Source organism: Nitrospirota bacterium, from assembly GCA_040755395.1.
GTDB lineage: Bacteria > Nitrospirota > Nitrospiria > Nitrospirales > Nitrospiraceae > DATLZU01.
Genome location: JBFMAX010000017.1, coordinates 14,054 through 34,759, shown reverse-complemented (window position 1 = coordinate 34,759; position 20,706 = coordinate 14,054). Strand labels below are relative to the sequence as shown.

Annotated in this window: 22 protein-coding genes; 1 reads left to right on the top strand and 21 read right to left on the bottom strand. The window is 60.1% G+C overall.

All coding sequences use genetic code 11. From position 1 onward, the window contains the following. Nucleotides 1-71: 71 nt before the first annotated feature. From AB1555_17980 to AB1555_17965, 4 genes are all read right to left on the bottom strand, one after another. Complete coding sequence (locus AB1555_17980; protein ID MEW6248576.1) at nt 72-1,286, bottom strand: fused response regulator/phosphatase; 1,215 nt, start codon at nt 1,284-1,286, stop codon at nt 72-74. A gap of 4 nt (nt 1,287-1,290) precedes the next feature. Beyond that, the gene (locus AB1555_17975; protein ID MEW6248575.1) at nt 1,291-1,650 is read right to left on the bottom strand and encodes an STAS domain-containing protein; all 360 of its coding nucleotides are present in this window, start codon (nt 1,648-1,650) and stop codon (nt 1,291-1,293) included. A gap of 127 nt (nt 1,651-1,777) precedes the next feature. Then, nucleotides 1,778-2,602, bottom strand: a complete 825-nt coding sequence (locus tag AB1555_17970) for a flagellar motor protein MotB (protein MEW6248574.1) — start codon at nt 2,600-2,602, stop codon at nt 1,778-1,780. Between the two features lie 94 nt (nt 2,603-2,696). Then, nucleotides 2,697-3,464, bottom strand: a complete 768-nt coding sequence (locus AB1555_17965) for a flagellar motor protein (protein MEW6248573.1) — start codon at nt 3,462-3,464, stop codon at nt 2,697-2,699. A gap of 145 nt (nt 3,465-3,609) precedes the next feature. Here AB1555_17965 and AB1555_17960 point away from each other — a divergent pair, with 145 nt between their 5' ends. Next, nucleotides 3,610-3,867, top strand: a complete 258-nt coding sequence (locus AB1555_17960) for a hypothetical protein (GenBank protein ID MEW6248572.1) — start codon at nt 3,610-3,612, stop codon at nt 3,865-3,867. Here AB1555_17960 and AB1555_17955 read toward each other — a convergent pair. The 17 genes from AB1555_17955 to fliD all read right to left on the bottom strand — a co-directional run bounded on the left by AB1555_17955 (nt 3,857) and on the right by fliD (nt 20,683). Further along, entirely contained in the window at nt 3,857-4,372 is a 516-nt protein-coding gene (locus AB1555_17955; GenBank protein ID MEW6248571.1) for a chemotaxis protein CheW, read from the bottom strand. The genes AB1555_17960 and AB1555_17955 overlap by 11 nt on opposite strands. A 54-nt stretch (nt 4,373-4,426) precedes the next feature. Beyond that, a complete protein-coding gene (locus AB1555_17950; protein ID MEW6248570.1) occupies nt 4,427-6,112 on the bottom strand; it encodes a methyl-accepting chemotaxis protein in 1,686 nt (561 codons plus the stop codon). An 88-nt stretch (nt 6,113-6,200) separates the two neighbouring features. Then, nucleotides 6,201-7,316, bottom strand: coding sequence for a chemotaxis response regulator protein-glutamate methylesterase (locus tag AB1555_17945; GenBank protein ID MEW6248569.1), 1,116 nt, complete (start codon nt 7,314-7,316; stop codon nt 6,201-6,203). Between the two features lie 76 nt (nt 7,317-7,392). Then, nucleotides 7,393-9,273, bottom strand: coding sequence for a methyl-accepting chemotaxis protein (locus tag AB1555_17940; GenBank protein ID MEW6248568.1), 1,881 nt, complete (start codon nt 9,271-9,273; stop codon nt 7,393-7,395). Between the two features lie 237 nt (nt 9,274-9,510). Next, on the bottom strand, nt 9,511-9,804 hold the full coding sequence (locus AB1555_17935; GenBank protein MEW6248567.1) for a DUF6733 family protein: 294 nt from the start codon (nt 9,802-9,804) through the stop codon (nt 9,511-9,513). A gap of 103 nt (nt 9,805-9,907) precedes the next feature. Next, nucleotides 9,908-10,888, bottom strand: a complete 981-nt coding sequence (locus AB1555_17930; protein MEW6248566.1) for a chemotaxis protein — start codon at nt 10,886-10,888, stop codon at nt 9,908-9,910. Then, a complete protein-coding gene (locus AB1555_17925) occupies nt 10,885-12,798 on the bottom strand; it encodes a chemotaxis protein CheA (GenBank protein MEW6248565.1) in 1,914 nt (637 codons plus the stop codon). Before AB1555_17925 ends, AB1555_17930 begins: the two co-directional genes overlap by 4 nt. 111 nt (nt 12,799-12,909) lie before the next feature. Further along, nucleotides 12,910-13,500: a protein phosphatase CheZ gene (locus AB1555_17920; GenBank protein MEW6248564.1), complete on the bottom strand. Its 591-nt coding sequence runs from the start codon at nt 13,498-13,500 to the stop codon at nt 12,910-12,912. Nucleotides 13,501-13,593: 93 nt separating this feature from the next. Beyond that, nucleotides 13,594-13,974, bottom strand: coding sequence for a chemotaxis response regulator CheY (gene cheY, locus AB1555_17915; GenBank protein ID MEW6248563.1), 381 nt, complete (start codon nt 13,972-13,974; stop codon nt 13,594-13,596). Next, nucleotides 13,964-14,368 (bottom strand): response regulator, encoded by a 405-nt coding sequence (locus tag AB1555_17910; protein ID MEW6248562.1) that lies wholly within the window; start codon nt 14,366-14,368, stop codon nt 13,964-13,966. The genes cheY and AB1555_17910 overlap by 11 nt, the downstream gene beginning before the upstream one ends. Nucleotides 14,369-14,467: 99 nt before the next feature. Beyond that, nucleotides 14,468-15,289: a protein-glutamate O-methyltransferase CheR gene (locus AB1555_17905; protein MEW6248561.1), complete on the bottom strand. Its 822-nt coding sequence runs from the start codon at nt 15,287-15,289 to the stop codon at nt 14,468-14,470. 81 nt (nt 15,290-15,370) lie between these two features. Further along, entirely contained in the window at nt 15,371-17,212 is a 1,842-nt protein-coding gene (locus AB1555_17900; GenBank protein MEW6248560.1) for a HEAT repeat domain-containing protein, read from the bottom strand. A 96-nt stretch (nt 17,213-17,308) separates the two neighbouring features. Then, nucleotides 17,309-17,506 (bottom strand): helix-turn-helix domain-containing protein, encoded by a 198-nt coding sequence (locus AB1555_17895; GenBank protein MEW6248559.1) that lies wholly within the window; start codon nt 17,504-17,506, stop codon nt 17,309-17,311. A gap of 112 nt (nt 17,507-17,618) precedes the next feature. Continuing rightward, nucleotides 17,619-18,077 (bottom strand): PilZ domain-containing protein, encoded by a 459-nt coding sequence (locus AB1555_17890; GenBank protein MEW6248558.1) that lies wholly within the window; start codon nt 18,075-18,077, stop codon nt 17,619-17,621. A gap of 477 nt (nt 18,078-18,554) precedes the next feature. Next, the gene (locus AB1555_17885; GenBank protein ID MEW6248557.1) at nt 18,555-18,869 is read right to left on the bottom strand and encodes a hypothetical protein; all 315 of its coding nucleotides are present in this window, start codon (nt 18,867-18,869) and stop codon (nt 18,555-18,557) included. Between the two features lie 9 nt (nt 18,870-18,878). Then, nucleotides 18,879-19,274, bottom strand: a complete 396-nt coding sequence (fliS, locus tag AB1555_17880) for a flagellar export chaperone FliS (GenBank protein MEW6248556.1) — start codon at nt 19,272-19,274, stop codon at nt 18,879-18,881. A gap of 26 nt (nt 19,275-19,300) precedes the next feature. Further along, nucleotides 19,301-20,683, bottom strand: a complete 1,383-nt coding sequence (gene fliD / locus AB1555_17875; protein MEW6248555.1) for a flagellar filament capping protein FliD — start codon at nt 20,681-20,683, stop codon at nt 19,301-19,303. Between the last annotated feature and the right edge of the window lie 23 nt (nt 20,684-20,706).

Sequence of the window (20,706 nt, the reverse complement as noted above, 5' to 3'; positions counted from 1 at the left end):
CCGCCGCCAGCCCCACCCCGGCATCGAGCACCAAGGTAACGATCGACCTGGCGCGTACCCGGGCAAATGGCTCAACCGCTGACGGTGTGCTCATGGACAGCCTCGGCGGCGAACACGGCCACATCGTCGGGAAACATGTCGCTCGGCATCCACGCCCGAGCCGCCTCTACCACCCGCGCGACGAACTGGTCCAGCGTTGCGTGACGGTGGGTGAATGCCGATTCCCCCAATCGATGCCGGCCCCAAACCGTTCCGGATGCATCCCGCGCCTCATACAGCCCATCGCTCACAAGCACAAGCCGCTCGCCTGACCCGATCCGCGTTTCGGCCACAGGGCAGGGTTCCCCCGGCACAAACCCCAACGGCAGCGAGGGAAAAGCCAGCCATTCGAACCCGCCGTCTCGCACGAGGAGCGCTCCGCTATGGCCGGCACTCGCCCACACCAGCCGACCGGACCGGACATCCCAACCGCCGAGCCACACCGTAAAATAGAAGCCCTCGGCACTCAGGGGGAACACACGGGACGCTTCCTCCACCACCAGGTGAGGGACCATGACGGCATTCGGTTGGGTCCTCCAGCGCTCCCGCAAAAATGCCGCAAAGGCCGCAGCCCGGAGAGCGGCCGACACCCCGTGCCCCGATGCGTCGAACATCGCCAGGGCGACCCAGTCGGAGTCGGGGTGGACTAGAAAGAGATCTCCCCCTAAGGCGAGTGAGGGGATGTACTTCCAGTCGCACCGAACGTGACAGCCGACGAACCCTGGCCGCGGCAAGAGCGTCTGCACATAGGCGCTGGCGGCACGCAATTCGTCCTGCAGATCCCGGTTGGCCGCTTCCACCTGCCGCACGAGGCGGCTGCTGCGCAGCCCGGCTTTGATTCTGGCCAGCAATTCCTGTGTGGTGGCCGACTTCGACAAGAAATCGTCGGCGCCCCGGGCCAAACCTTCAACCAATTGGTCGGGTTGATCGAGGGCAGTCAGCAAGATCAGTTGGCACGACTTCAGCTCGGGCTCGCGTCGGACGGCCTCGCAGACCGATGGCCCATCAAAACCCGGCATAATCCAGTCCAGGACCGCCAAATCGGGCTTGAGCTGGGTGATCAACGCCAAGGCCTCCGCACCATCGGCGGCTTCGTGGACCTGATGCCCGAGCCGCCTGAGCTTAGCAGCCGTCGCGGTGCGGCTGACCGCATCGTCGTCCGCAACCACGATCGTGCCGCCCCCCTCCCAGGCGCCCGCTCGACACGTCGCCTGGAGCGATTCATCTTGCACTCGACCATCGCTCATGCGCTCATACGACGTTCGCCTGCCCCATAACCCCTTGCTGCCGGCGAGCGTCCGTTTCCGAATCATAGATGGGGATCATCTTGGCCAGATTGGCCAAGGTGAGGATTTCCCGGACATACGGCTGGGGTCTTAGGAGACTCAGATGTTTGTGTTGCGCCTGAAAAGTCGAGGCAGTGAGAGCTAACAGTCCCAATCCCGAGCTGTCGATGAACCGCACTCGTTCAAGATTCACAATGAGATGCGGGCACCCGCTTTGCTTGACCCGATCGACTGCAGCCTTGAAGGCCTGCCGATTGGCATAGGTCAAGTCTCCAGCCAAATCGCAGATGACGGCATCCGGAAGCTCACGAGTCGTCACGTCCATGGGCATAACTCCTTGGTTAAGGATCCATAACTACGGATACTGTCCTCTTCAACCGGACGCTGCTACTGTATCGGCACGCATTGCGGCGATCTGTAGGGCGCCACGACGCCGACATCTCACGCTCGCGTCACCCAGCCGCGGTCTGGGATGGTCCGGAAGCAGGAACTGCCGGAGCAGCCGGCGAATTGGCTTCGGACGACGACCCATCCGAAGGCGGAACCGTTGTCTGCGACGCCGGCGATCGTTCGAGCACGACGATCTCCACCCGTCGATTTTGCGCTCGGCCTTCGGGGGTTCGATTGTCCGCAATCGGACGGGACTCAGCATAGCCGATGGCGGCCAGGTGATCCGCCGGCACTCCATACAGTTCGGTGAGCACGCGCACGACCATGACCGCGCGGGCCGCCGAAAGCTCCCAGTTCGATGGATACAGCGTCGTCCGGATCGGCACGTTGTCCGTATGGCCTTCCACCTTAACATGTCGATCCAATTCAATCAGGACTTCGGCCAAAGCCCACAAAAAGGGTAACGCGTTTTGGCGGATGACGGCTTCGCCGCTGTTGAACAGGATGTGATCCGGAATGGTGATGACGATTTCTCCGTCCATCCGCTCCATGACATGAATGAGCGCAAACCGTGCCGCCGGCTGCAATGACTTCACGACCTCCCGCAGCCGCCGAATGACAAGTTCTTTGCTGCCGGGCAGATCGGGCGCCACGAGCGCCGGTTTGTGGTCCCCAATGTTGAACGCCAAGGGCGTTGTGGGTGGGCTGACGATGGGGTGCAGGGCGGCCTTAATCGATTCGCTGACCGTCCTGAACCTGCCCTCGTTGACAACCGAGACCGAATACATCACGACGAAAAAGGCGAACAACAGCGTGATGAAGTCCGCATAGGACACGAGCCAGCGCTCGTGATTCTCGTGTTCTTCGTGTTGGTGTTTCTTGGCCATTGCGCAAGCCGCCGCTTGTCCCCCGTCGTTCGCACCTCATGAACCGCACGTTGCTAGACTCTTACAAGAGACGCTTCACGCTTCACGAGCCACGTTATTTCTTGTCCTTCGTGCGTTCCTGCTTCGGCAGATAGCCTTCCAACTTTTCTTGTAGCAGCCGCGGGTTCTCGCCCTGCGCTAGACCGACTAGGCCCATGATCAGCATCGTGCGGGCGGCCGTCTCTTCTTTGAGTTTCAGTTTGATCTTGTTGGCCAAGGGCAGGAACAGCAGGTTCGCCGATCCGACTCCGTAGACCGTCGCCACGAACGCCGTGGCGATGCCGCTGCCGAGCTTCGAAGGATCGGCCAGGTTTTCCATGACATGGATCAAGCCGAGCACGGCACCCAAAATGCCCACCGTCGGCGCGTATCCGCCCGCCGCTTCCCACACTTTGGCGGCAGTCAGCCCCTCTGTCTCGTGGTGCTCGGCGTCGATCTCGAGGATCTCGTGCACCACCTTGGGATCGGTTCCGTCCACGATCAACTGGACGCCTTTCCGGAAGAACGGGTCGTTGATGTCCTTCAACTTGCCTTCGAGCGCCAAGAGGCCCTGCTTCCGGGACAGGTTGGCCAGATCAAGAATCTGCGTGATAGTGCCCTTGTGGTCCCGCTTGACATCCTGAATCGCCAGCTTGGCCAGTGCCACGCTTTTGACCACGACGGACAACGGATTTTGGACACAGATCGCGCCAACAGTCCCGCCGATCACGATAACGAAGGCGGTCAACTGGAGAATCGAGCCGAGGTGCCCCCCCTCCAGCGCTTGTCCGCCGAGAATCGAGCCGATAGCGATGACGACTCCGATGAGGGTCGCAAGGTCCACGTCTAATCACCCCCCCCTCTTTTTCCTCGATGGTATGGCCACTAGACCGAAAGCGGGATATGAAATGCCGCCGGAGTCTCTTGCAGTCCGGCTTTCGACTCTGTTACGGTGCGGCACCACTTTGAACGAGCAAGGGAGGGAGCGCGTGAGTCCCCTCGATCACCTGATCCTCGATGCGAAGCAGGCGATCCTCGAGGAACAGCACAAGCGGTTCCAGTCTCTCCAACGTGAAGGCCGCTGGGAAGAAGCGATGCAGCAGTTCCAGGTCACCCTGTCCTGCGCGTCGGATCTGCTCAACGAATCGCTCGGCATCCTCGAGCGGGTATTGAACGCGTCCCGTGCCCGGCAGCGTGAGCAACCGCCCTCGCCTCCCGCTCCTCCGTCGAACCCTATCACCCCGTAACCGCCTCGATCGCGGCTTCCTCGCCCGGCATCAGGAGCCGCACCAAGTCCAAGACGATCAGGAGCCGATCTTCGATACGGCCCACTCCTTGGGTGTATTCGGCTCCCGCCGACGCGCCAATCGTCGGCGGCGGTTCAATGGCGCTCTTCGGAATCCTCAGCACTTCTTCCACCGAATCGACGATCAACCCCACCAGGCGCTGTCGGACCGACACGACCACGATCCGGAACCGTGCGGTGCGCTCGACTCCCGGCAACCCGAAGCGCCGGCGCAGGTCCAGCACCGGAATGATCCGTCCTCGCAAATTGATCACACCCTCCACGTAGGATGGCGCCTTCGGCACCCGCGTAATCTCCACCATGCGGTTAATCTCCTGGACGCTCAGCACGTCCAGCGCGAACTCTTCGTTTCCTACCCGGCACGTCACAAACTGGCAGAGTTCTTCCGCCGTCTTGGCCTCACGGCCGACTTCCTGGACCCGTGCGGACGAAACCGTTGGCGGCATGTTGGTGTCTTGCGCGATCATTGTGCGTTCCTTTCCGTTGTTCCATCGCCGCGATCACATTTTGAACCCGCCGACGATGGCTTGCAGCTCGATCGCCAGCTTGCTGAGGTCCTGGCTGGCTTTCGCCGACTCGTTGGCGCCCGCCGCGGATTCCTTGGTGATCTTTGCGACGTTTTCAATGTCGCTCGCGATTTGCTGAGTCGCGACTGACTGTTCCTCGGACGCCACGGCGATCTGCCGGATCATGTCCGCGCTCTGCGTCACCATCTCGGCGATGCGGGACAGAGCTTCACCCGTTTTGTTGACCAATTCGACGCCGCCGGCCACCTTCTGCGTGCCTTCCTCCATGGCCTCGACAGCACCTTTCGTGTCGTGCTGGATCTCGCGGATCATATCCACAATCTCCTTGGTCGCCTTGGTCGTCCGCTCCGCCAGCTTACGGACTTCATCCGCAACGACTGCAAAACCACGGCCCTGTTCGCCGGCTCGCGCCGCTTCGATGGCTGCGTTCAACGCCAACAAATTCGTCTGGTCAGCGATGTCCTCGATAACGCGCACGATCTGACCGATCTGGTCCGATGACCGGCCCAGGGCCGAGATAATCGTTGCGGAGTTCGCCACCGCATCCGAGAGTCGCTTCATGCCAGAGATCGTCTCCCCGACAACCGCTCGCCCATCCTTCGCGATCTTCACGGTTTCTTGCGCGATATTGGCCGCTTTGCTGGAATTCTGGGCTACCTCTCCGACGGTGGAGTTCATTTCCTCCACAGCGGTGGCTGTTTGGGCTGTTCTGGACGTCAACGTCTCCGTTCCCTTCGCGATTTCTTCGGCGGTTGCCGAAAGCTGGACGGCGGCGGACGCAACCCTATCGGTCACATGAGCGACCTTCGAGATCATCTTCTGGAGCTTGTCGATGAAGAGATTGAAGTATCCGCCCAGTTCGGCGATTTCGTCCCGCCCCTTGACGGGCACCCGTTTGGTCAGGTCGCCCTCCCCTTCCGAGATGTCCTGAGAAATCTTGGTCATGAAGGTGAGCGGTTTCAGCACGAGGATTCGCAACAGGACGTATACCATAACCAGCACGGCCAGCACCACCGACACTATGACCGTTCCCGTCCGATACATCGACTCATTCGACGCCGCCTTCGCAGCCGCCATCGGAATCCCGACGGTCAAGACGCCGAGGACGTCCCCGATCTGTTTGCCTTGGTGGCACCCAATGCAGGCCGCAGTGCTCGCTTTGTCCGGCGTCGCACGACGAAACATCAAAACACCCGATGTTTCCTCGACCTTCGCGTAACTCTCGGCTCCGCTCATGATCGCCCTGATCGCCTCCTTTTCGAACACGTCTCGAGGCACATTGTCCGGATTGAGCGGCTCCTGGCTGATGAGCCTGGTGCTGAACAGTCCTCCCTTCGACGCCTCTTCTCCCATTTCTCGTGTGGCGGTCGCAGGGAACGGGATCGCGTTCGGGTTGGACTCGTGCTCCTTGGCGATGATGATGTCCTTGCCAGCCTTGGAGTTCTTGATCTTGGCGACATAATTTTGGGCGACGTAGGCCCGCGTGATCTGGATCTGCCTCTCGATGACCTTGCTGCGAGCTTCCAGCAACCCAAGAATCTTTACCTGTTCCTGCTGATAGACGAACCAGAGGCCGACCCCTGTCACCACCAATGCTATCCCGCAGATGTACGCAATAAACTTCGGTCCGATTTTCATGTTATTCAGAAATTTCCACATGCTATTTTCTCCTCTTTCCAGTTTTGAGCGCTTCCTGTTCCTCTGCGAAAGCTGCTCTATCAGGTCACGCTACCTGGAGCCCGATGGCTCACACCATATTGACGATCTCTCCCACCACCTGAGGTAACGGCACGACTTTCTCGGCGCACCCGGCTTCGACCACAGCCTTGGGCATGCCATACACCACGCACGTCGCTTCGTCCTGCGCGATGGTGCGACCTTTGGCGTCCTTGATCGCGCGCATTCCTTCCAGACCGTCATGTCCCATTCCCGTCAGGATCACTCCGATCCCCCGCTCGCCGTAAACCGACGCCACCGACTGCATCATGACGTCGACCGAGGGGGCGTGCATCAGGCCCTCGGAATCGGAACTCAACGCCACTTGGACGTCCATCGTGCTCCGCCGCGCGACCCTCAACTGGACGCCGCCCGGTGCGATGAGCACCACGCCCGGTTTCACGATGTCCCCATCTGACGCTTCGCGGACATCCAAGCGACAGATCTGATTCATCCGCTCGGAAAACGGCTTCGTGAAAAACTTCGGCATGTGCTGAACGATCACGATTCCGGCTGGAAAATCCTCCGGCAACAACGGCAAGATCTCGCTCAGTGCCCGTGGGCCTCCCGTCGAACATCCAATGGCGACCAGTTTGTCTCCCCAACTGGCTCGTGCTGAAGCCGACACGGTACCCGGCACATGAGCGCCGGGACCCGATTGCGCCGCCGATCCGGCTTTCACGCCTTGCCCGTCTGGCCTCGAAAGAGAAGCCCGCGTGCGTCTTCGGCGCAGTGTGCCGGCCGCCCCCGCAGCCGCGATGATTTTGTCGATCAACGCGTCCTTGACCTCGACGATGCGTGTCGCCACGCCGTCGAGTTGTTTAGGGATATAATCCACCGCTCCTAATTCCAGCGCCGCCAGCGTCTCTTTGGCTCCTTCCGTCGTCAGAGAACTTACCATCAGCACCGGCAGAGGCCGGGTCTCCATAATGCGTTGAAGCGCCGCGAGCCCGTTCATTACCGGCATTTCGACGTCGAGCGTCACCACATCGGGGCGCAACTCATCGAGTTTTTGGAGCGCCTCCTCCCCGTTGCGCCCGGTCCCGACGACCGTGATGCGGGGGTCCGATGCCAACATGCCGCACAGCGCTTTCCGCATGAACGCGGAATCATCGACCACGAGGACTCGGATCGGATCGTTCATCATGAAGGCCCTCTCCTCCAGCAGAACCCGCCGCCTCCAACGCTCAACGGCGAGTGAGACAGCGGCTCACAGGCGCGTCTCAGTGACGGAGCTTAAACCCGCTCACGACGGCCTGAAGCTCGTTGGCCAGCCGAGCCAAATCCGCCGACGCCGCGCCGATCTGTCCGATCCCTCCTTCATTCCGCTTACTGACCTCGGCGGTCACTTCGATGTTGCTGGCGATCTGATGAGTCACCGTGGACTGTTCTTCAACCGCCGCAGCGATTTGCTGAACCATATTGGTCACCGTTTCGACCGCCCCGACGATCTCACTGAGACACGCTCCCGCCCTCTGCGCCAGTCCCGTACCTTCCTCGGTTTCGCGGGTCGCCGCCTGCATCGCCTCCACAGCGACAGTGGTATCTCCCTGTATGGTTCGGATCGTATCGGCAATCTCTTTTGTCGCCTTGGTTGTTCGTTCAGCCAATTTACGGACTTCATCCGCAACAACGGCGAATCCGCGCCCCTGCTCACCGGCACGGGCCGCCTCAATAGCCGCATTTAAGGCAAGCAAGTTCGTCTGGTCGGCGATTTCCTCGATGACCCGCACGATTTCACCGATTTGCTCCGAACGTTGGCCTAGCATCTGAATACGTCCGGACGAATCGCGAATCGTCTCCGCCAAGTGCATCATTCCCGTAACCGAAGCCGTGACAACTTCATTGCCCTGCCGGGCCGCCTGATTGGCGGCCTGAGCCTTAGAGGCCACAACCTGTGCGTGCTTCGCCATCTCGGTCACCGTCGCGGACATTTCCTCCACCGCCGCTGAAGCCTGAATCGCTTGCTGAGCCTGTTCTTGACCGCCTTTGACAAGCTGGCCTGTATTGGCGGACAGCTTCTCCACTGATGCAGCCAACGACGCGATCAATGAGGCTACTCGGGTCATCGCATCTTCCAGCTTGTCCATGAAATGATTAAAGGTTTCGCACAGCCGGCCTACTTCATCTTTTCCGTTCACTGTGAGCCGTCTCGTCAGATCCCAGTCGTTGCAGATCGTAGCGATCATCGTGATGGCGTCGGCCAGCGCCTTCGTGAGGGATCGGCTGAGCACCACGGCGGCCGCCACTGCCAACCCCGTCAATATGACAAGTATCCAGAGCAGGCGGCCGCGCAGAGCATACACCGCGGCATACGCCTCATCGCGATCCTGCCCCACCAGGAGCCCCCAGCCAAATCCCTGGAAGGGTCCATACCCCGCCGCCCGTGCATAGCCCAAGAGGGCCGGCGTTCCCGTGTAGAGATTTGTTCCGTCGATGAACCCACTCACCCCCTTGCCTTGCTCCAGCACGGCTCTCACACTGGGGTTTTCTCGTAAATTCGACCGCACCGTGCGCATGTCCGACGGGGACACAATGACCGATCCATCCTTATTCACCAGCGTGAGCCTGATGTGATTCCCGGCTTTCTGCACGGCGCGCATTTCGACCTCTCTCAGCAATTCTTCCACGACGCTCCAGTCAAAGCGGTTAGACCACACTCCAATGAGTTTCCCCTCCCTGTCTTTGACCGGATAGGTAAAGGCCAAAACGCGGCCTTGATCCCGATACAGGCTGGCCACGGCGGAGTCCTCGTACAGATCACCGATAAGCGTCTCGCCGTCCTTCACATTCCCGCTGATCGCTTGTCTGAACCACAGCTCATGACTGACGTCGGTGCCGATGAGCGAGGTGGAATCCAGATCCTCGCCCTTCGGCCCGACCGTATTCACCGCGATGACCTTCCCGCTCCGATCCGCCATGACCATCAGACGATACATAGGAGCATAGATGCGGACCATCCGATTCATGACGGCCGTGAGCCGCTTCGGATCACGGCTCCGAGCCGCCTCGCTGCCGGCAAACGCCTGAACATCTCCATAGCGTTCAAAGAGGTTCCGATCCACCTTGTCCAAGGTATCGCTGGCGAGATGCGCTGCGGCCACCCCGATTTTCGCTTCCTAGGCCGTCGCGCCGCTCAGGTACGCCAACCACCCAACGCTGGCCGCCGGAGCGAGCCCGATAACGAGAAATGCAAGAATCAGCTTGACCTTGATCGATTGCGTCTTGAACATAGCCTTACTCCCTTCCGTTTGCTGGCGAACCGTAGAGTCAGAGTAACTGCCCGTGCACCGGTACGAGCACGGGAGTAATCGATAATTGCCTATTGAACGCAGTCCAATTCACGCCAACATCAAATTCAACCATGGATTGGAATCATGCACGCCCATGCCTTGGATGTCCGTCCAGTAAACGGCATTGAAGGCGAAGGCCAGGTGATCGGTGAGCGCATAGGTGCCGAAGACCTGCGGGTTAAAGCCGAAGAAGGTGTCGGCCTGCAAGGCCATCGTGACGGAAACAGGACCGGCTTCCGTCGGAATATGAAGTGCCTCTTCCGCATGAGCCGGAAGTGATGGGATGAGAAACGATACGATCACCAATCCGACGATTACCAGGGAGTAGCCGCGCATCATCATCTCATTTTTGGGCGGTTCAGAGCACCGGGAAGTCTTCTGACTTTGTGCTCCGACGTACGTCTTTTTTTTAAGTGGAGCCCTTCGAAAGATGACTTTGAGCGCATCAGGATCTCTCGACGTAGCGGGAGACCATTTCGCCCAGGCACTTGGGATCAAACTTGGTGACATAATCGGTAGCCCCGACCGCTTTCCCTTTGTCCACGTTGCACGTGCCGGTCAACGACGAATGCAGGAGAATCGGGATCCCAGCAAACCGAGGATCCGATCGAATCCGTCTCGTCAAAGTGAATCCATCTATATCGGGCATTTCGATATCGCTGAGAATCAAGTGAACCTCGTCGCGGACCGATTTCCCTTCCACTGCGGCCTTCTCCGCCAGCGCGGTCAAGAGATCCCACGCTTCCCGCCCTGTGGCCGCCTGTAGATAACCCATTCCCAGCTGTTCAAGCGTCTTCCGGATTTGTGCGCGGGCGACCGTCGAGTCGTCGGCAAACAGCACCCGCTTGGCCTTGAGGTGTGGATTGGTTTCGAGTCCGGCGTACACCTCTGCGTCGGGCTTGGGGCAGATCTCCGCAAGAATTTTCTCGACATCCAGGATCAGAACCATCCGGCCGTCGTCGAGCATGGCGACCGCCGTGACCATCCCTTTCGCCGTGTCTCGAAGGAGCGCCGGCGGCGCCTTGATCTGAGACCAGGACAAACGCAGGATTCGATCCACGGCGCCGACATGGAACGCCTGCAGGCTCATGTTGTACTCAGCAACGATCAGATTGCCTCCCGCCTCCCGCGTCCCGCTGACCGCATTCCGCATCCCGCCTTCTGCCTCCCGCGGGTCGCGGTCCATTCCAAGAGTGCGCTTCAGGTCGATGACCGGAATCATGGTTCCTCGAATATTCGCCATACCAGCGATCCGGGAATCGGCTTCAGGCATTCGCGTGAGCGGCGGCACCTTCATCACCTCACGGACCTTGAAGACGTTGATGCCCAATATCTCGTCGGTGCCGACATGGAACAGCAGCAACTCCATTTGATTTGTTCCGGCCAACCCGGTTCGAGCGTCAACTTCCTTGATCAACGTGGTCATGGCGCCTCCTCGGTCATATACGAGAGGCCGGCGACGGCGGGCCGACCGGCCCGGATGTCTTGGACCAACTCGGAAATATCCAGGATCAAGACGACCTTCCCTTCCCCCGTAATCGTCGCACCGGCAACCCCTCTGATGTCGGCCAGATAGTCTCCCATCGGCTTAATCACCACTTCTTCCTGCGACCGCAGCCGATCGACAATCACACCAACCTGCTTCTCACCCAATCCAACGACGACGACGTAACATTTGTCGCGTTCACCGCTGGACGGAATCTCGAACTCATCGGCCAGCCGAAGCAGCGGCAAGACACGTTCTCTCAACTTGAGCACTTCCCGCCCGTTAATAGTCTTGATGTCAGACCGAGTGATCTTGACCGCCTCGATGACCGAACTGAGCGGGATGGCGAAGGTAGCCTCTTCAACCTCAACCATCAGCGCCTGAATAATGGCGATGGTCAGCGGCAGCTTGATCGTCACGGCGCTTCCCTTACCGGGCTGAGAATCGATCTCGACCGTGCCGTTGATGCGCCGGATATTGGTGCGCACGACGTCCATTCCGACGCCTCGGCCCGACACGTCCGTGATCTTTTCCGCGGTGCTGAATCCCGGCAAGAAGATCAGATTGATGATCTCGCGGGGTTCCATGGAGGCCAGCTCTGCCTCGCTCACCAGACCCTTCGCCAACGCCTTGGCCTTGACTTTGTCCAGCGCGATGCCGCGGCCGTCGTCCTGAATCCTGATCACGATGCAGTTGCCTTCCTGACTGGCGGCGATGCGGAGCATGCCCTCGCTGGATTTGCCGTGCGCGTGCCGTTCGGCAGGCGTCTCGATGCCGTGATCGATCGCATTGCGGACGAGATGGACCAGCGGATCGCCGATCTCATCGGCGACTGACTTGTCCAACTCCGTTTCTTCACCGTGAAGATCCAGCCGTACTTGCTTTCCGAGCTTTTGCGACAGATCCCGCACCATGCGCGGCATCTTGGCCAGCACTTTGCGAATCGGAAGCATGCGCGTCTTCATGACCGCCAACTGGAGATCCGTGGTCACCAGATTGAGCTGCGCCAGGGTCTCCCCCAGTGCGCGCACAGTCGGGTCGGACTCATGAGTCTGCTCCAATTGCCCCCCGATCTTGATGAGACGGTTACGGCCGAGCACCAGTTCGCCGACCAGGTTCATGACGGAATCCAGACGTTTCGTTTCCACTCGGATGGTTTGGTCGTCTTCGGCGCCGCGTCCGGATTTCTCCTGTTTTTGCAACGCGGATTCGAGCGCCCGCTCCGTGGTCACCTTGGCCTGAACCAGAACCTCGCTCAGCGGAGTCTTCGGTTCCGCTTGGTGTTGCTGTTCGTTCAGGGCATCTAACACCTGCTCCTTCGTCGCCGCATCTTCGTTGATCAAAATCCCGCCGAGTTTCGGCGGCGAAGCAGCGGACGAAGCGGATACCGGCTGCGTTTCGGCCGTGGCAGCAACAGTTCGGTCATGTGACGCGTGCCACGCGCCAGGCGCCTGGCTCGTCCGCCCTGACAAGATCGCATCGAGCTTCTGCGCCACGGCCTGTGTCGACACATGTGTATCGGTGCCCGATTCGCGAATGTCGGCCATCAGCAGCTTGATGGTGTCAATGGCCTCCAGAATGACATTGACAACGTCGGGCATGACCGCCATCTCCCCTTGGCGGAGTTTGTTCAAGATGTTCTCCGCCCGGTGGGTGACGTCGACCAGATGCGTAAACCCGAGGAAGCTGGCCGAGCCCTTCATGCTGTGCATGGCCCGGAAGATCTCGTTGAGAAGTTCTGTGTTGGCGGGATCGGACTCAAGGGCGACGAACCGTTGATCAAGCACCTCGATCATTTCCTCCGATTCGGCCAAAAACTCCTTCAAAATCTCTTGTGTCTCGTCGCTCATGTTCTCCTCCAGCGGACAGCCCGTAGCGAAGAGCAAGCCGCCCGGCAATCACGGTCTTGGGTGTTGAGGCCTGCATTATTCGCGGCTTGCTGTTCGCTCATAGCCAACTCATCAGTTGAATCCGAATTGCGTCAGAATGTCGTCGACCAGTTCTTGTTTAAGCGCGGTGGACTTCGAGGCCTCCAGTTGCTTCAGTATGTCTCCCGCCTTCCCGTCTACGGCGGGGGTGCTCCGGTTCTCCGCAAGCCCGAAGACGACGATCATCTCGAGCAGCTTGTGCTCGACATCGTTCATGAGCGCCGCCAACTTCTTCACGCGCTGCGCGACCAGGTCCTGGAAGGACAGCGCCGTCATGAGATCTATCAGTCGCTTGTCGTCCTGATCCACAATTTGCGCAGCCTCATCCACTTGCTTGGCTAGTGCCTGCGTGTCGGCCCTGGCCGCCAGTGGACCGGCGACATCGGCCAGGGCCTTCATGACCCGCGCATGGTTGTCCTGGATGGCTTCCGCCAAACGCATGACCTCGTGAGCGCCCTCCTCTGTCAAGCGAGAGAGATCCGTCAGGTGCATGGTTGCTTCAGACAGTTGGCCGGTCGTCGCCATCACCGGCGCGCCGGCTTCCTCCAGCTTACGCATCGCCGTCTCGATAAAACGGGCCAACTGCCCCAGTTCCTCGTACAGTTGTCGATTCACATCGTCCACGAACGCCTTCCTTTCAGGAGCCAGCACGCAGCGAATAGCTAGCCGCCGATAGCTCGGAGCTATGTGCTATTGGCCACTCCACTGTTTGCCCGTTTACTTGAAGATCTTGTTCATTTTTTCCTGGAGCGTTTCCGCGGTGAAGGGTTTCACGATGTAATTGCTGACGCCGGCCTGAATGGCTTCCATCAAATTGTCCTTCTGCGCTTCCGCTGTCACCATCAACACCGGGATCCCCTTGAGCTGCTCGTCGCTCCGGATGGTGCGCAGCAGATCGATCCCGGACATGACCGGCATGTTCCAGTCGGAGACGACGAACCCATACTTGTCCGCCTTCAGTTTGCTGATAGCTTCCTGTCCGTGCTCCGCCTCTTCGACGTTGTTGAAGCCGAGCTGTTTTAGGATGTTTTTGATGATCCGGCGCATCGTGGACATGTCGTCCACGACAAGAATTTTCATGTTAGGATCAGCCGCCATTTCCGCCCTCCCCGAATGAGTTGCGTGCGCTTCTCAGTATCCTTCGGACTTCCTGAGCTAACTGCTCCTGCGTCACCGGCTTCACCAGGTAGGCCTCGGCGCCGGCATCGAACCCACGCTGCCGCTCCCGCTCCTCATGTTCTGTCGTCAACATCAGCACAGGAATCCGTTTCAACGCCGAGTCCTGCTTGAGCGCGCGGGTCAGCGCCACCCCGTCCATTTGCGGCATATTGATGTCCGTGATGACCAAATCCACGGACCGGAGCGCCAGTTTTTCCAACGCCTCCAATCCGTTGACCGCCTGAATCAGATCGTATCCTTCCCCCTTGAGGTACACGGCGATCAGACGACGCGTTGTCATGCAGTCATCAACAATGAGAATGGTATCGACCATGATCGCAATTTCAGTTTCCGTAACCCGTTAGCCGCCAGTCATGCTCCCCGACAGGCGGTCCCTCTCCCCTATCGCCTATCACGCTTCACGGCTTACGCATCACGTCTTTCTGTACACCACGGACCGATTCGCGTGAACTGGCTGAAACGCTCGCGTCAGGTTGTGCAAGGATTCTGAAAATCCGATGACAAGGTACCCGTTCGGTTTCAGACAGTCGTACAAGTCGCTCACAACCCGCTGTCTGGCACAGTCGTCGAAGTAGATCAGGCAATTGCGGCAGAAAATGACATCAATCCCGCGGATCAACTTGAGCCTCGGCCGGTCGTAAAGATTGACGTTGGCGAACTTGACGTGGTGTTTCACCTTGGCCGACAGCACATACTGACCATCTTCGACCATGAAATACTTTTGGAGAATCGCCGGCGGCACGTTGCGGACCGCGTACGGCCCGTACACGCCCCTGCGGGCGGTGTGCAGGACGGCTTCGCTCAAGTCCGTCGCCAGGATCTCGATCGACCACTTGGCCAGCGGGGCGTGCTCCAGAAGCAGGATGGCGAGCGTATAAGGCTCGTCGCCGGTGGAGCAAGCTGCGCTCCAGATCCGAAGCTGCGAGGTGGACTGATTGTCTTCCATGACAGCCGGCAGAATGACGTTCATGAACGCGTCCAGTTGTGGCAAGTCCCTGTAGAAATACGTCTCGTTCGTTGTGACAAGGTTGAACAGCATGTTGAGTTCCTTGTCGCGCCAGGCGTCGAACCGAAGAAGCCTCGCGTATTCATCGAATGAGGCGCAGCGGCGCTCGCGCAGTCTCGGTTGCAGACGACTCTCCAGCACGTACTTCTTGTTCTCCTGGAAAAAGATTCCTGTTCGTTCGTAGATGAGGTCGCGCAACTCCTTGAACGTGCTGAGGCTGAGTTCCATGAACCGGCTCCTAACGCGCGACCGAGGAGCGCTGGTCCTGACGGGACAGGCGGACCTCGCTTCCATTACACGCAGGTCTCGCTATTTGCGCGTCTCCCGCCTATCGATTGCCGCCAAAGCTTCCGCAGCCGCCCGCCGCAGCATCTCCGGTTCGCGAGAATCTCTCGCGATTATGGTCAACGCCGGGACGGCCTCGGCGGCGCGGCCCCTGCCCAGACGCTCGATTGAGCGATAGCGCACCCAGATATCCGGGTCTCGAAGGCCCTGGCCGATGAGCGCCGCGCGGCACTCCGGACGGTCGGTCTGCGACAGCGCCATGACGGCGGCGAGGCGCACCCGTTCGTCCTCATCCGATAAGCCGACCAGCAACGCATCCGCCGCCCGCCGATCGTCAAAACAACCGAGCGCCTCGGCAATCGCTTGGCGGACTGACCAGTCCGGATCGTTCAATGCCTCGAGCAGCGGTTGCAGCCCTTCAGGCAGCCTCATGCGCCCGATGAGCTGCGCGCCCGCGCGCCGCACCTTCGGGCAAGTGCTGTCGAGCAGGGCCACGGCTTCGATTCCGACCTCGGCCGTCGCGACAGCCGCGAGCGCATCGACAATCGCTTCGCGCACATCCTCGTAGCGTTCCGCTTTGAGCTGGTCGAGCAGCGACTTGATGTCGGTCGCTCGGCCGGACTGGGCCAGCAGCCGCACGGCTTCGCAGCGGACGTAGCCGGCCGGATCGCCGATGGCGTGTTGAATGACGTGCATCGCCTCGTCCGTGCCGATCAGAGCCAGTGAGTGAAGCGCAAGCTTTCGCAATTCCCAATTGGGGCTGCCGAGTCGGACCGCCGCCAGCGCAGGCACCGCATCGGTGCAACGCATCTGGCCCAGCGTGCGGATCAGGATGGTCCCTATCGTCATGTCGTCTTCATCCGGCCGCATGGCTTGAATCAGTTGGGGCGCGTCTCCCAGAGACGTCAGCGCGGCAATCGCCCTAGCGATCACCTCTTCGCCAGCATATTCCCATCGTCGGCAGGCGTTCAGAATCAGGCGCGTGGCACGCTTATCCCCCAGACGTCCCAAGGCGACGATTGCCGCGGTGCGGAGTTCCGGGTCCGGACGGCGCAAAAGTTCACGCAGGATTGGCAGACACCTCGTCGGATCCAACGTCGACCAGATGTCGGCTTCGACGCGGTCCGTGATCGCGACCAACGTCTTGATCAGGACGGCGTGCAATTCCGGATTCGACGATTCGATCAATCGCATGAGGACCGGGAGACTAACGCCCTCCCGATCGAGATGGGCTATAGCGTCGACCGCTGCGCATTGCACGGCCTCGCTGCCCTTTTCCAACACATCGATCAGCGGCGGCAAGGCCGCCGGCTCCCCGATTTCGGCTAACGCCGTGATCGCCGCAAACACCACCCACTCTTCGTCGCTGAGCAAAGAGACGATCCCGGAAACCGCCTCCGCAGCGCGGAGGCGGCCGAGCGCCTCGGCCGTCGCTGCCCGCACGTTGGCGTCCGGATCGGACAGCAGCTCGATCAGAGGGGGCACGACCCGAGAATCGGTCTGCCTTCCCAGGATATCCACCATGAATTTTCGAATATTCGGATCGGGCGACCGCAAGATCGGCAGGGCCGAGTCGAGTGCGCCGGAGACGATCTGCCTAAGCACCTCAACGGCCATGTTCCGAATGGCGGGCGGCTCTCGCAGCAGCGCAACCAGCCGCCTGACGACAAGGTCTCCCCCGATTCGCGCCAAGGCGCTCATTGCCGCCTCCTGAACACCGGGGTTGGAATCGCGCAGGCAGGCGACGAGAATCTCCACGTCGTCGTGGCGCCCGCGTTCCGCGAGCGCTTCGAGCGCTTCACGCCGGCGCGCGGGATCCTCCCGTGCAAGCCGTTCGAGGGTATAAGTCGCCGTCGCATCCATCATGAAACTTCCAGGCAGAGGGGATTCCCCTGCGGGACGGCACGCATCCTGGAATCCGGCGCAGCCATCCAGAGCGATCGAAAACGGTGCCGCGCCTTCTCACTGAGAGGCGCGGACGTGCATCCAGTCCTGGATGTCGCGGCGAAGGAAGCGCCAATGCTTCCCGATCTTGGAAGCCGGCAACTGTCCAAACCGGGCGAGCTTATACACCGTGGACTTAGGAACGCGCAGGAACCGCGCCACGTCCTCTACGGTGAGAATCTCGCTCTGTACTGAAGCGACTGCGTCCGAATTCATATCGGTTAATGCAGACAGAGTGTCGTTCATAGTGAATACGATATCGGTCGTTCAGGAAGGAAACTTGAGGGCTGTGGACTCGGGGACAGACCCGGAATGTCTGAGCCTCGCGTTAGCCCGCACCGGTGCGGCGCTCACGCAACCGCTCGGCCTGGGTCTGCAGGATGTGGCGGATCAGGCGTTCTCGGTCGTCGGCGCTGATGGCGGTGAACTCCGTTGACACGTGCCAGCGAGGCCGGTCGCACTTTACCGGCGTGACGGCGACGACAATGGCTTCCGCGCGCACCGCGGCGAACGGCGGCAAAATCAGCATCAGCGACAATCGATTGCCGACGTCGATCACCCGCGTGGTTTCGAACCCGATACCTCCTCCGCTGATATTCAAGGAGGCGACCTCGGGCAGAACAATACCTTCCGGATGCATAGTCGCCAGGGTCCTGAGTATCAGGTTCAGCAGCCAATCGATCTTCAGCAGCCACGGAACGAGAGGCGACTCCGCGGTCGACGGCGCTGCATGGCACAACAAATCGGCCGTCGGCTTCGTAATGAACGTCTCGATCGTCTGCTCCATCTCTGGAGGGCACACGTGAGGCGGCCTGACTTCAGGCGGATCCAACAGCCTGTACTCGAACAACAGTCGGTCTTCAATTCTCAGCCACTCTCGTCGCTCATCGGACCGGTGGGCATCATTCACTCGAAAGCTGTTCTGATCCAGCGTGTGGCTCATCAACGACATCTCTCGATCTCGGCCCCCTAACCGTGATAAGGACGCAAGAACCCTGCCGTGTATTGTTATAACAAAGTTCCCATGAGCGACTGCTTACCTGTCGGCGTTTCCGCACCGGCAGGCCCGCGCACCATGAAGCCCCCCATTCTCACCCTCCCCCACAAAAGAAAAGGGGAGGAGGGTGTAGCCTGTTCAGAACAGGCACTTGTTGCCGCGTGCGAGAGATGCTCCGGCTCGCCTGGCGCGCACCGGGCGCCCTCTGGTGTAAAGGTGTGATCCCGTCCGGACGCTTAAGCAGCAACACGAACGGACTGGAGTGGATCACACTCGGTGGCTCATGAGGATGCTCCCGTTCCAGCGGGAGGCGAGTTGCCTCTCAAGGCCGCTCATCCGCCTGCGAGCGGCAGCGATCTCACCGAGCGCGGCGCCCAAGGCGACAAGGGCCACGCGGACTTTTTCGTGGATCGCGCAATCGATGGCATGCAACCGCCTGGCCAAGGATACGGACATATCCGCCCCGGCCAAGAGCGCCTCGCGTTTCTCATAGGACTGCAGAACGGCGTCCCAACGGCCCATCTCGGCCGCTTCTAACGCAAGACGGGTCAAGGCTTCCACCTCTTCGTCTCGGGTCGACACACCCGTCCCTCAGCTTCCGACGGCTCGTGGCGAGGTTCCCTCGCGCGCCACAGTCTGCCAAGCTTCGCACAGAGTGCTAAGGCAGCGGAGTGGTCCTTCCAGGGGTTTCGGGTCATGACGGAGGTTCGCCCAGGTAAACTCTCCTAGCATGTAGTCGTACAGGCGCCGAAGCGACACCGCGATCTCACCGCCTCGTTCCATATCCAGCGTGTTCGACAGTTCGCTCACGATCGCGATGGCCCGGCCAAGAAAGCGACCCTTGTCCATATGATTGTTGCGCAGAATGCCCTCGCGGGCCAGCTCCAGACTGCGCATCGCCGATTCGTACAACAACACGATCAACTGGACGCTTGACGCGGTCATGACCTGGGTCTGCTGATATTGAGTGACTCCGTACGTAATCATGGTTTCTGTCCTTGTGTCGGTTGTACTCACGACTGAAGAAACGTCAGTTGACCTTGCAGTTGTCTGAGTAACCCATCCAACGCGGCATACTGAGCGCGCAACCGCTGTTCATAGGCGTCCAAGGCGTCCTCCTTCCGGCGGATTTCATCGCCGAGGTCCTCGATCAGATCGGTCAGCGTCTGTTTCCGCAACGTCAGCGCCCCGTTGACAACATCGTCGAGGGCATCGACGGCATCGGCAATCCGTTGGGCTACGCCAGTGGTGCTCACTTGTCTGATGAAGAGCGATTTTAGCGCGCCGTAGTCCTCGCTCAGGGCCGAGTCAAGCTTCGTCTCATCCAGCGTGATGGTTCCGTCCCGCTCGGTCTTGAAGCCGATCTGGCCAACCGCCGTATAGGTGGAGAGGCCGCTGACCTCGTCCGACAGAGCCCGGCGGAGCTGGCTGAGTACCGTCTTGGACGTGCTCTCTTTGAAAAAGATCCCGCCGGTTTTTGTGGCGACGTCGTAGGTGTTGCGCTCGTTGATAAACTTCACGATGTCGTTATAGGCCGAAACCAATGCTTTGATGTTCGCCTTCACGGCCGCAGTGTCCCTCGTCACGTTCACGTTCACCGTCCCGATGCCCGTCGCCTTGATCAGGGTCAGCGTGACACCGGCAATCGCATCCGTGATGGTATTCGAACTGCGGCGAAGGGTCACGGGGTTTTGGCCCGGGTCGCCCAGCACAATCTCTGCGTCCTGAGCGGCCTGAAGGACATCGGTGCCACCCGTGCCGCTAGCATTGAGGAAGTCCATATCCGTGCTGTCGGCCACAATGGTGATGGCATTGCTCGCTCCGGTGCTTGCCGCAGTCAAGACCAAACGGTACGCCGGAGCCGTATCCGTCCCGGTGTTCACGATCGACGCTGAGACTCCGGCGCCCAGGTCGTTGATGGCGGTCTTGAGATCCTCCAACGTCGCTGTATTGCTCAACGCGACGGTCTGATTGCTCCCCGATCCGACCCTGAACGTAAACGTGCCGGAGGCGCCGCTCACGATATCCGTGGAGGGACTGGAGACCGCCTTGGCCGCCTTGTTGGTCAGTTGATGGGCCTGCGCGAGTTGAGTGACCCGAAGGGTATAGCTGCCGGCCGTCGCCGTCGAGGAAGCGGAGGCCGTCAATACGGTGGAGTCGCTGACCGACGATGACGACCGATCAAACGTCGCGCTGAGACGAAGCGCATCCGCCGCGCTTTGGAGAGAAAGGAGCTTGGCGCCCAACGTCTCGTAATCGGTCAGCGTGGTCTTGAGCGTGGTCTGCGTCTTCGAGAGCTTGTCGATCGGCAGTCGTTGGATCCGCACTAATTGATCGACGACCTGCCCGAAGTCCACCCCATTCCCGAGCCCCCCGAAACTAATGCCGGATGCCATGGACAATCCTTACGGTTGCGAAA

Bases quoted from the DNA above. Each gene is read 5' to 3' on its own strand.
- fliD (MEW6248555.1), bottom strand. From the start codon at position 20,683: ATGGCATCCGGCATTAGTTTCGGGGGGCTCGGGAATGGGGTGGACTTC.
- AB1555_17900 (MEW6248560.1), bottom strand. From the start codon at position 17,212: ATGATGGATGCGACGGCGACTTATACCCTCGAACGGCTTGCACGGGAG.
- AB1555_17905 (MEW6248561.1), bottom strand. From the start codon at position 15,289: ATGGAACTCAGCCTCAGCACGTTCAAGGAGTTGCGCGACCTCATCTAC.
- AB1555_17935 (MEW6248567.1), bottom strand. From the start codon at position 9,804: ATGATGATGCGCGGCTACTCCCTGGTAATCGTCGGATTGGTGATCGTA.
- AB1555_17945 (MEW6248569.1), bottom strand. From the start codon at position 7,316: ATGATGAACGATCCGATCCGAGTCCTCGTGGTCGATGATTCCGCGTTC.
- AB1555_17950 (MEW6248570.1), bottom strand. From the start codon at position 6,112: ATGTGGAAATTTCTGAATAACATGAAAATCGGACCGAAGTTTATTGCG.
- AB1555_17930 (MEW6248566.1), bottom strand. From the start codon at position 10,888: ATGACCACGTTGATCAAGGAAGTTGACGCTCGAACCGGGTTGGCCGGA.
- AB1555_17925 (MEW6248565.1), bottom strand. From the start codon at position 12,798: ATGAGCGACGAGACACAAGAGATTTTGAAGGAGTTTTTGGCCGAATCG.
- AB1555_17970 (MEW6248574.1), bottom strand. From the start codon at position 2,602: ATGGCCAAGAAACACCAACACGAAGAACACGAGAATCACGAGCGCTGG.
- AB1555_17975 (MEW6248575.1), bottom strand. From the start codon at position 1,650: ATGGACGTGACGACTCGTGAGCTTCCGGATGCCGTCATCTGCGATTTG.
- AB1555_17955 (MEW6248571.1), bottom strand. From the start codon at position 4,372: ATGCCGCCAACGGTTTCGTCCGCACGGGTCCAGGAAGTCGGCCGTGAG.
- AB1555_17980 (MEW6248576.1), bottom strand. From the start codon at position 1,286: ATGAGCGATGGTCGAGTGCAAGATGAATCGCTCCAGGCGACGTGTCGA.
- cheY (MEW6248563.1), bottom strand. From the start codon at position 13,974: ATGGCGGCTGATCCTAACATGAAAATTCTTGTCGTGGACGACATGTCC.
- fliS (MEW6248556.1), bottom strand. From the start codon at position 19,274: ATGATTACGTACGGAGTCACTCAATATCAGCAGACCCAGGTCATGACC.
- AB1555_17895 (MEW6248559.1), bottom strand. From the start codon at position 17,506: ATGAATTCGGACGCAGTCGCTTCAGTACAGAGCGAGATTCTCACCGTA.
- AB1555_17910 (MEW6248562.1), bottom strand. From the start codon at position 14,368: ATGGTCGATACCATTCTCATTGTTGATGACTGCATGACAACGCGTCGT.
- AB1555_17890 (MEW6248558.1), bottom strand. From the start codon at position 18,077: ATGGAGCAGACGATCGAGACGTTCATTACGAAGCCGACGGCCGATTTG.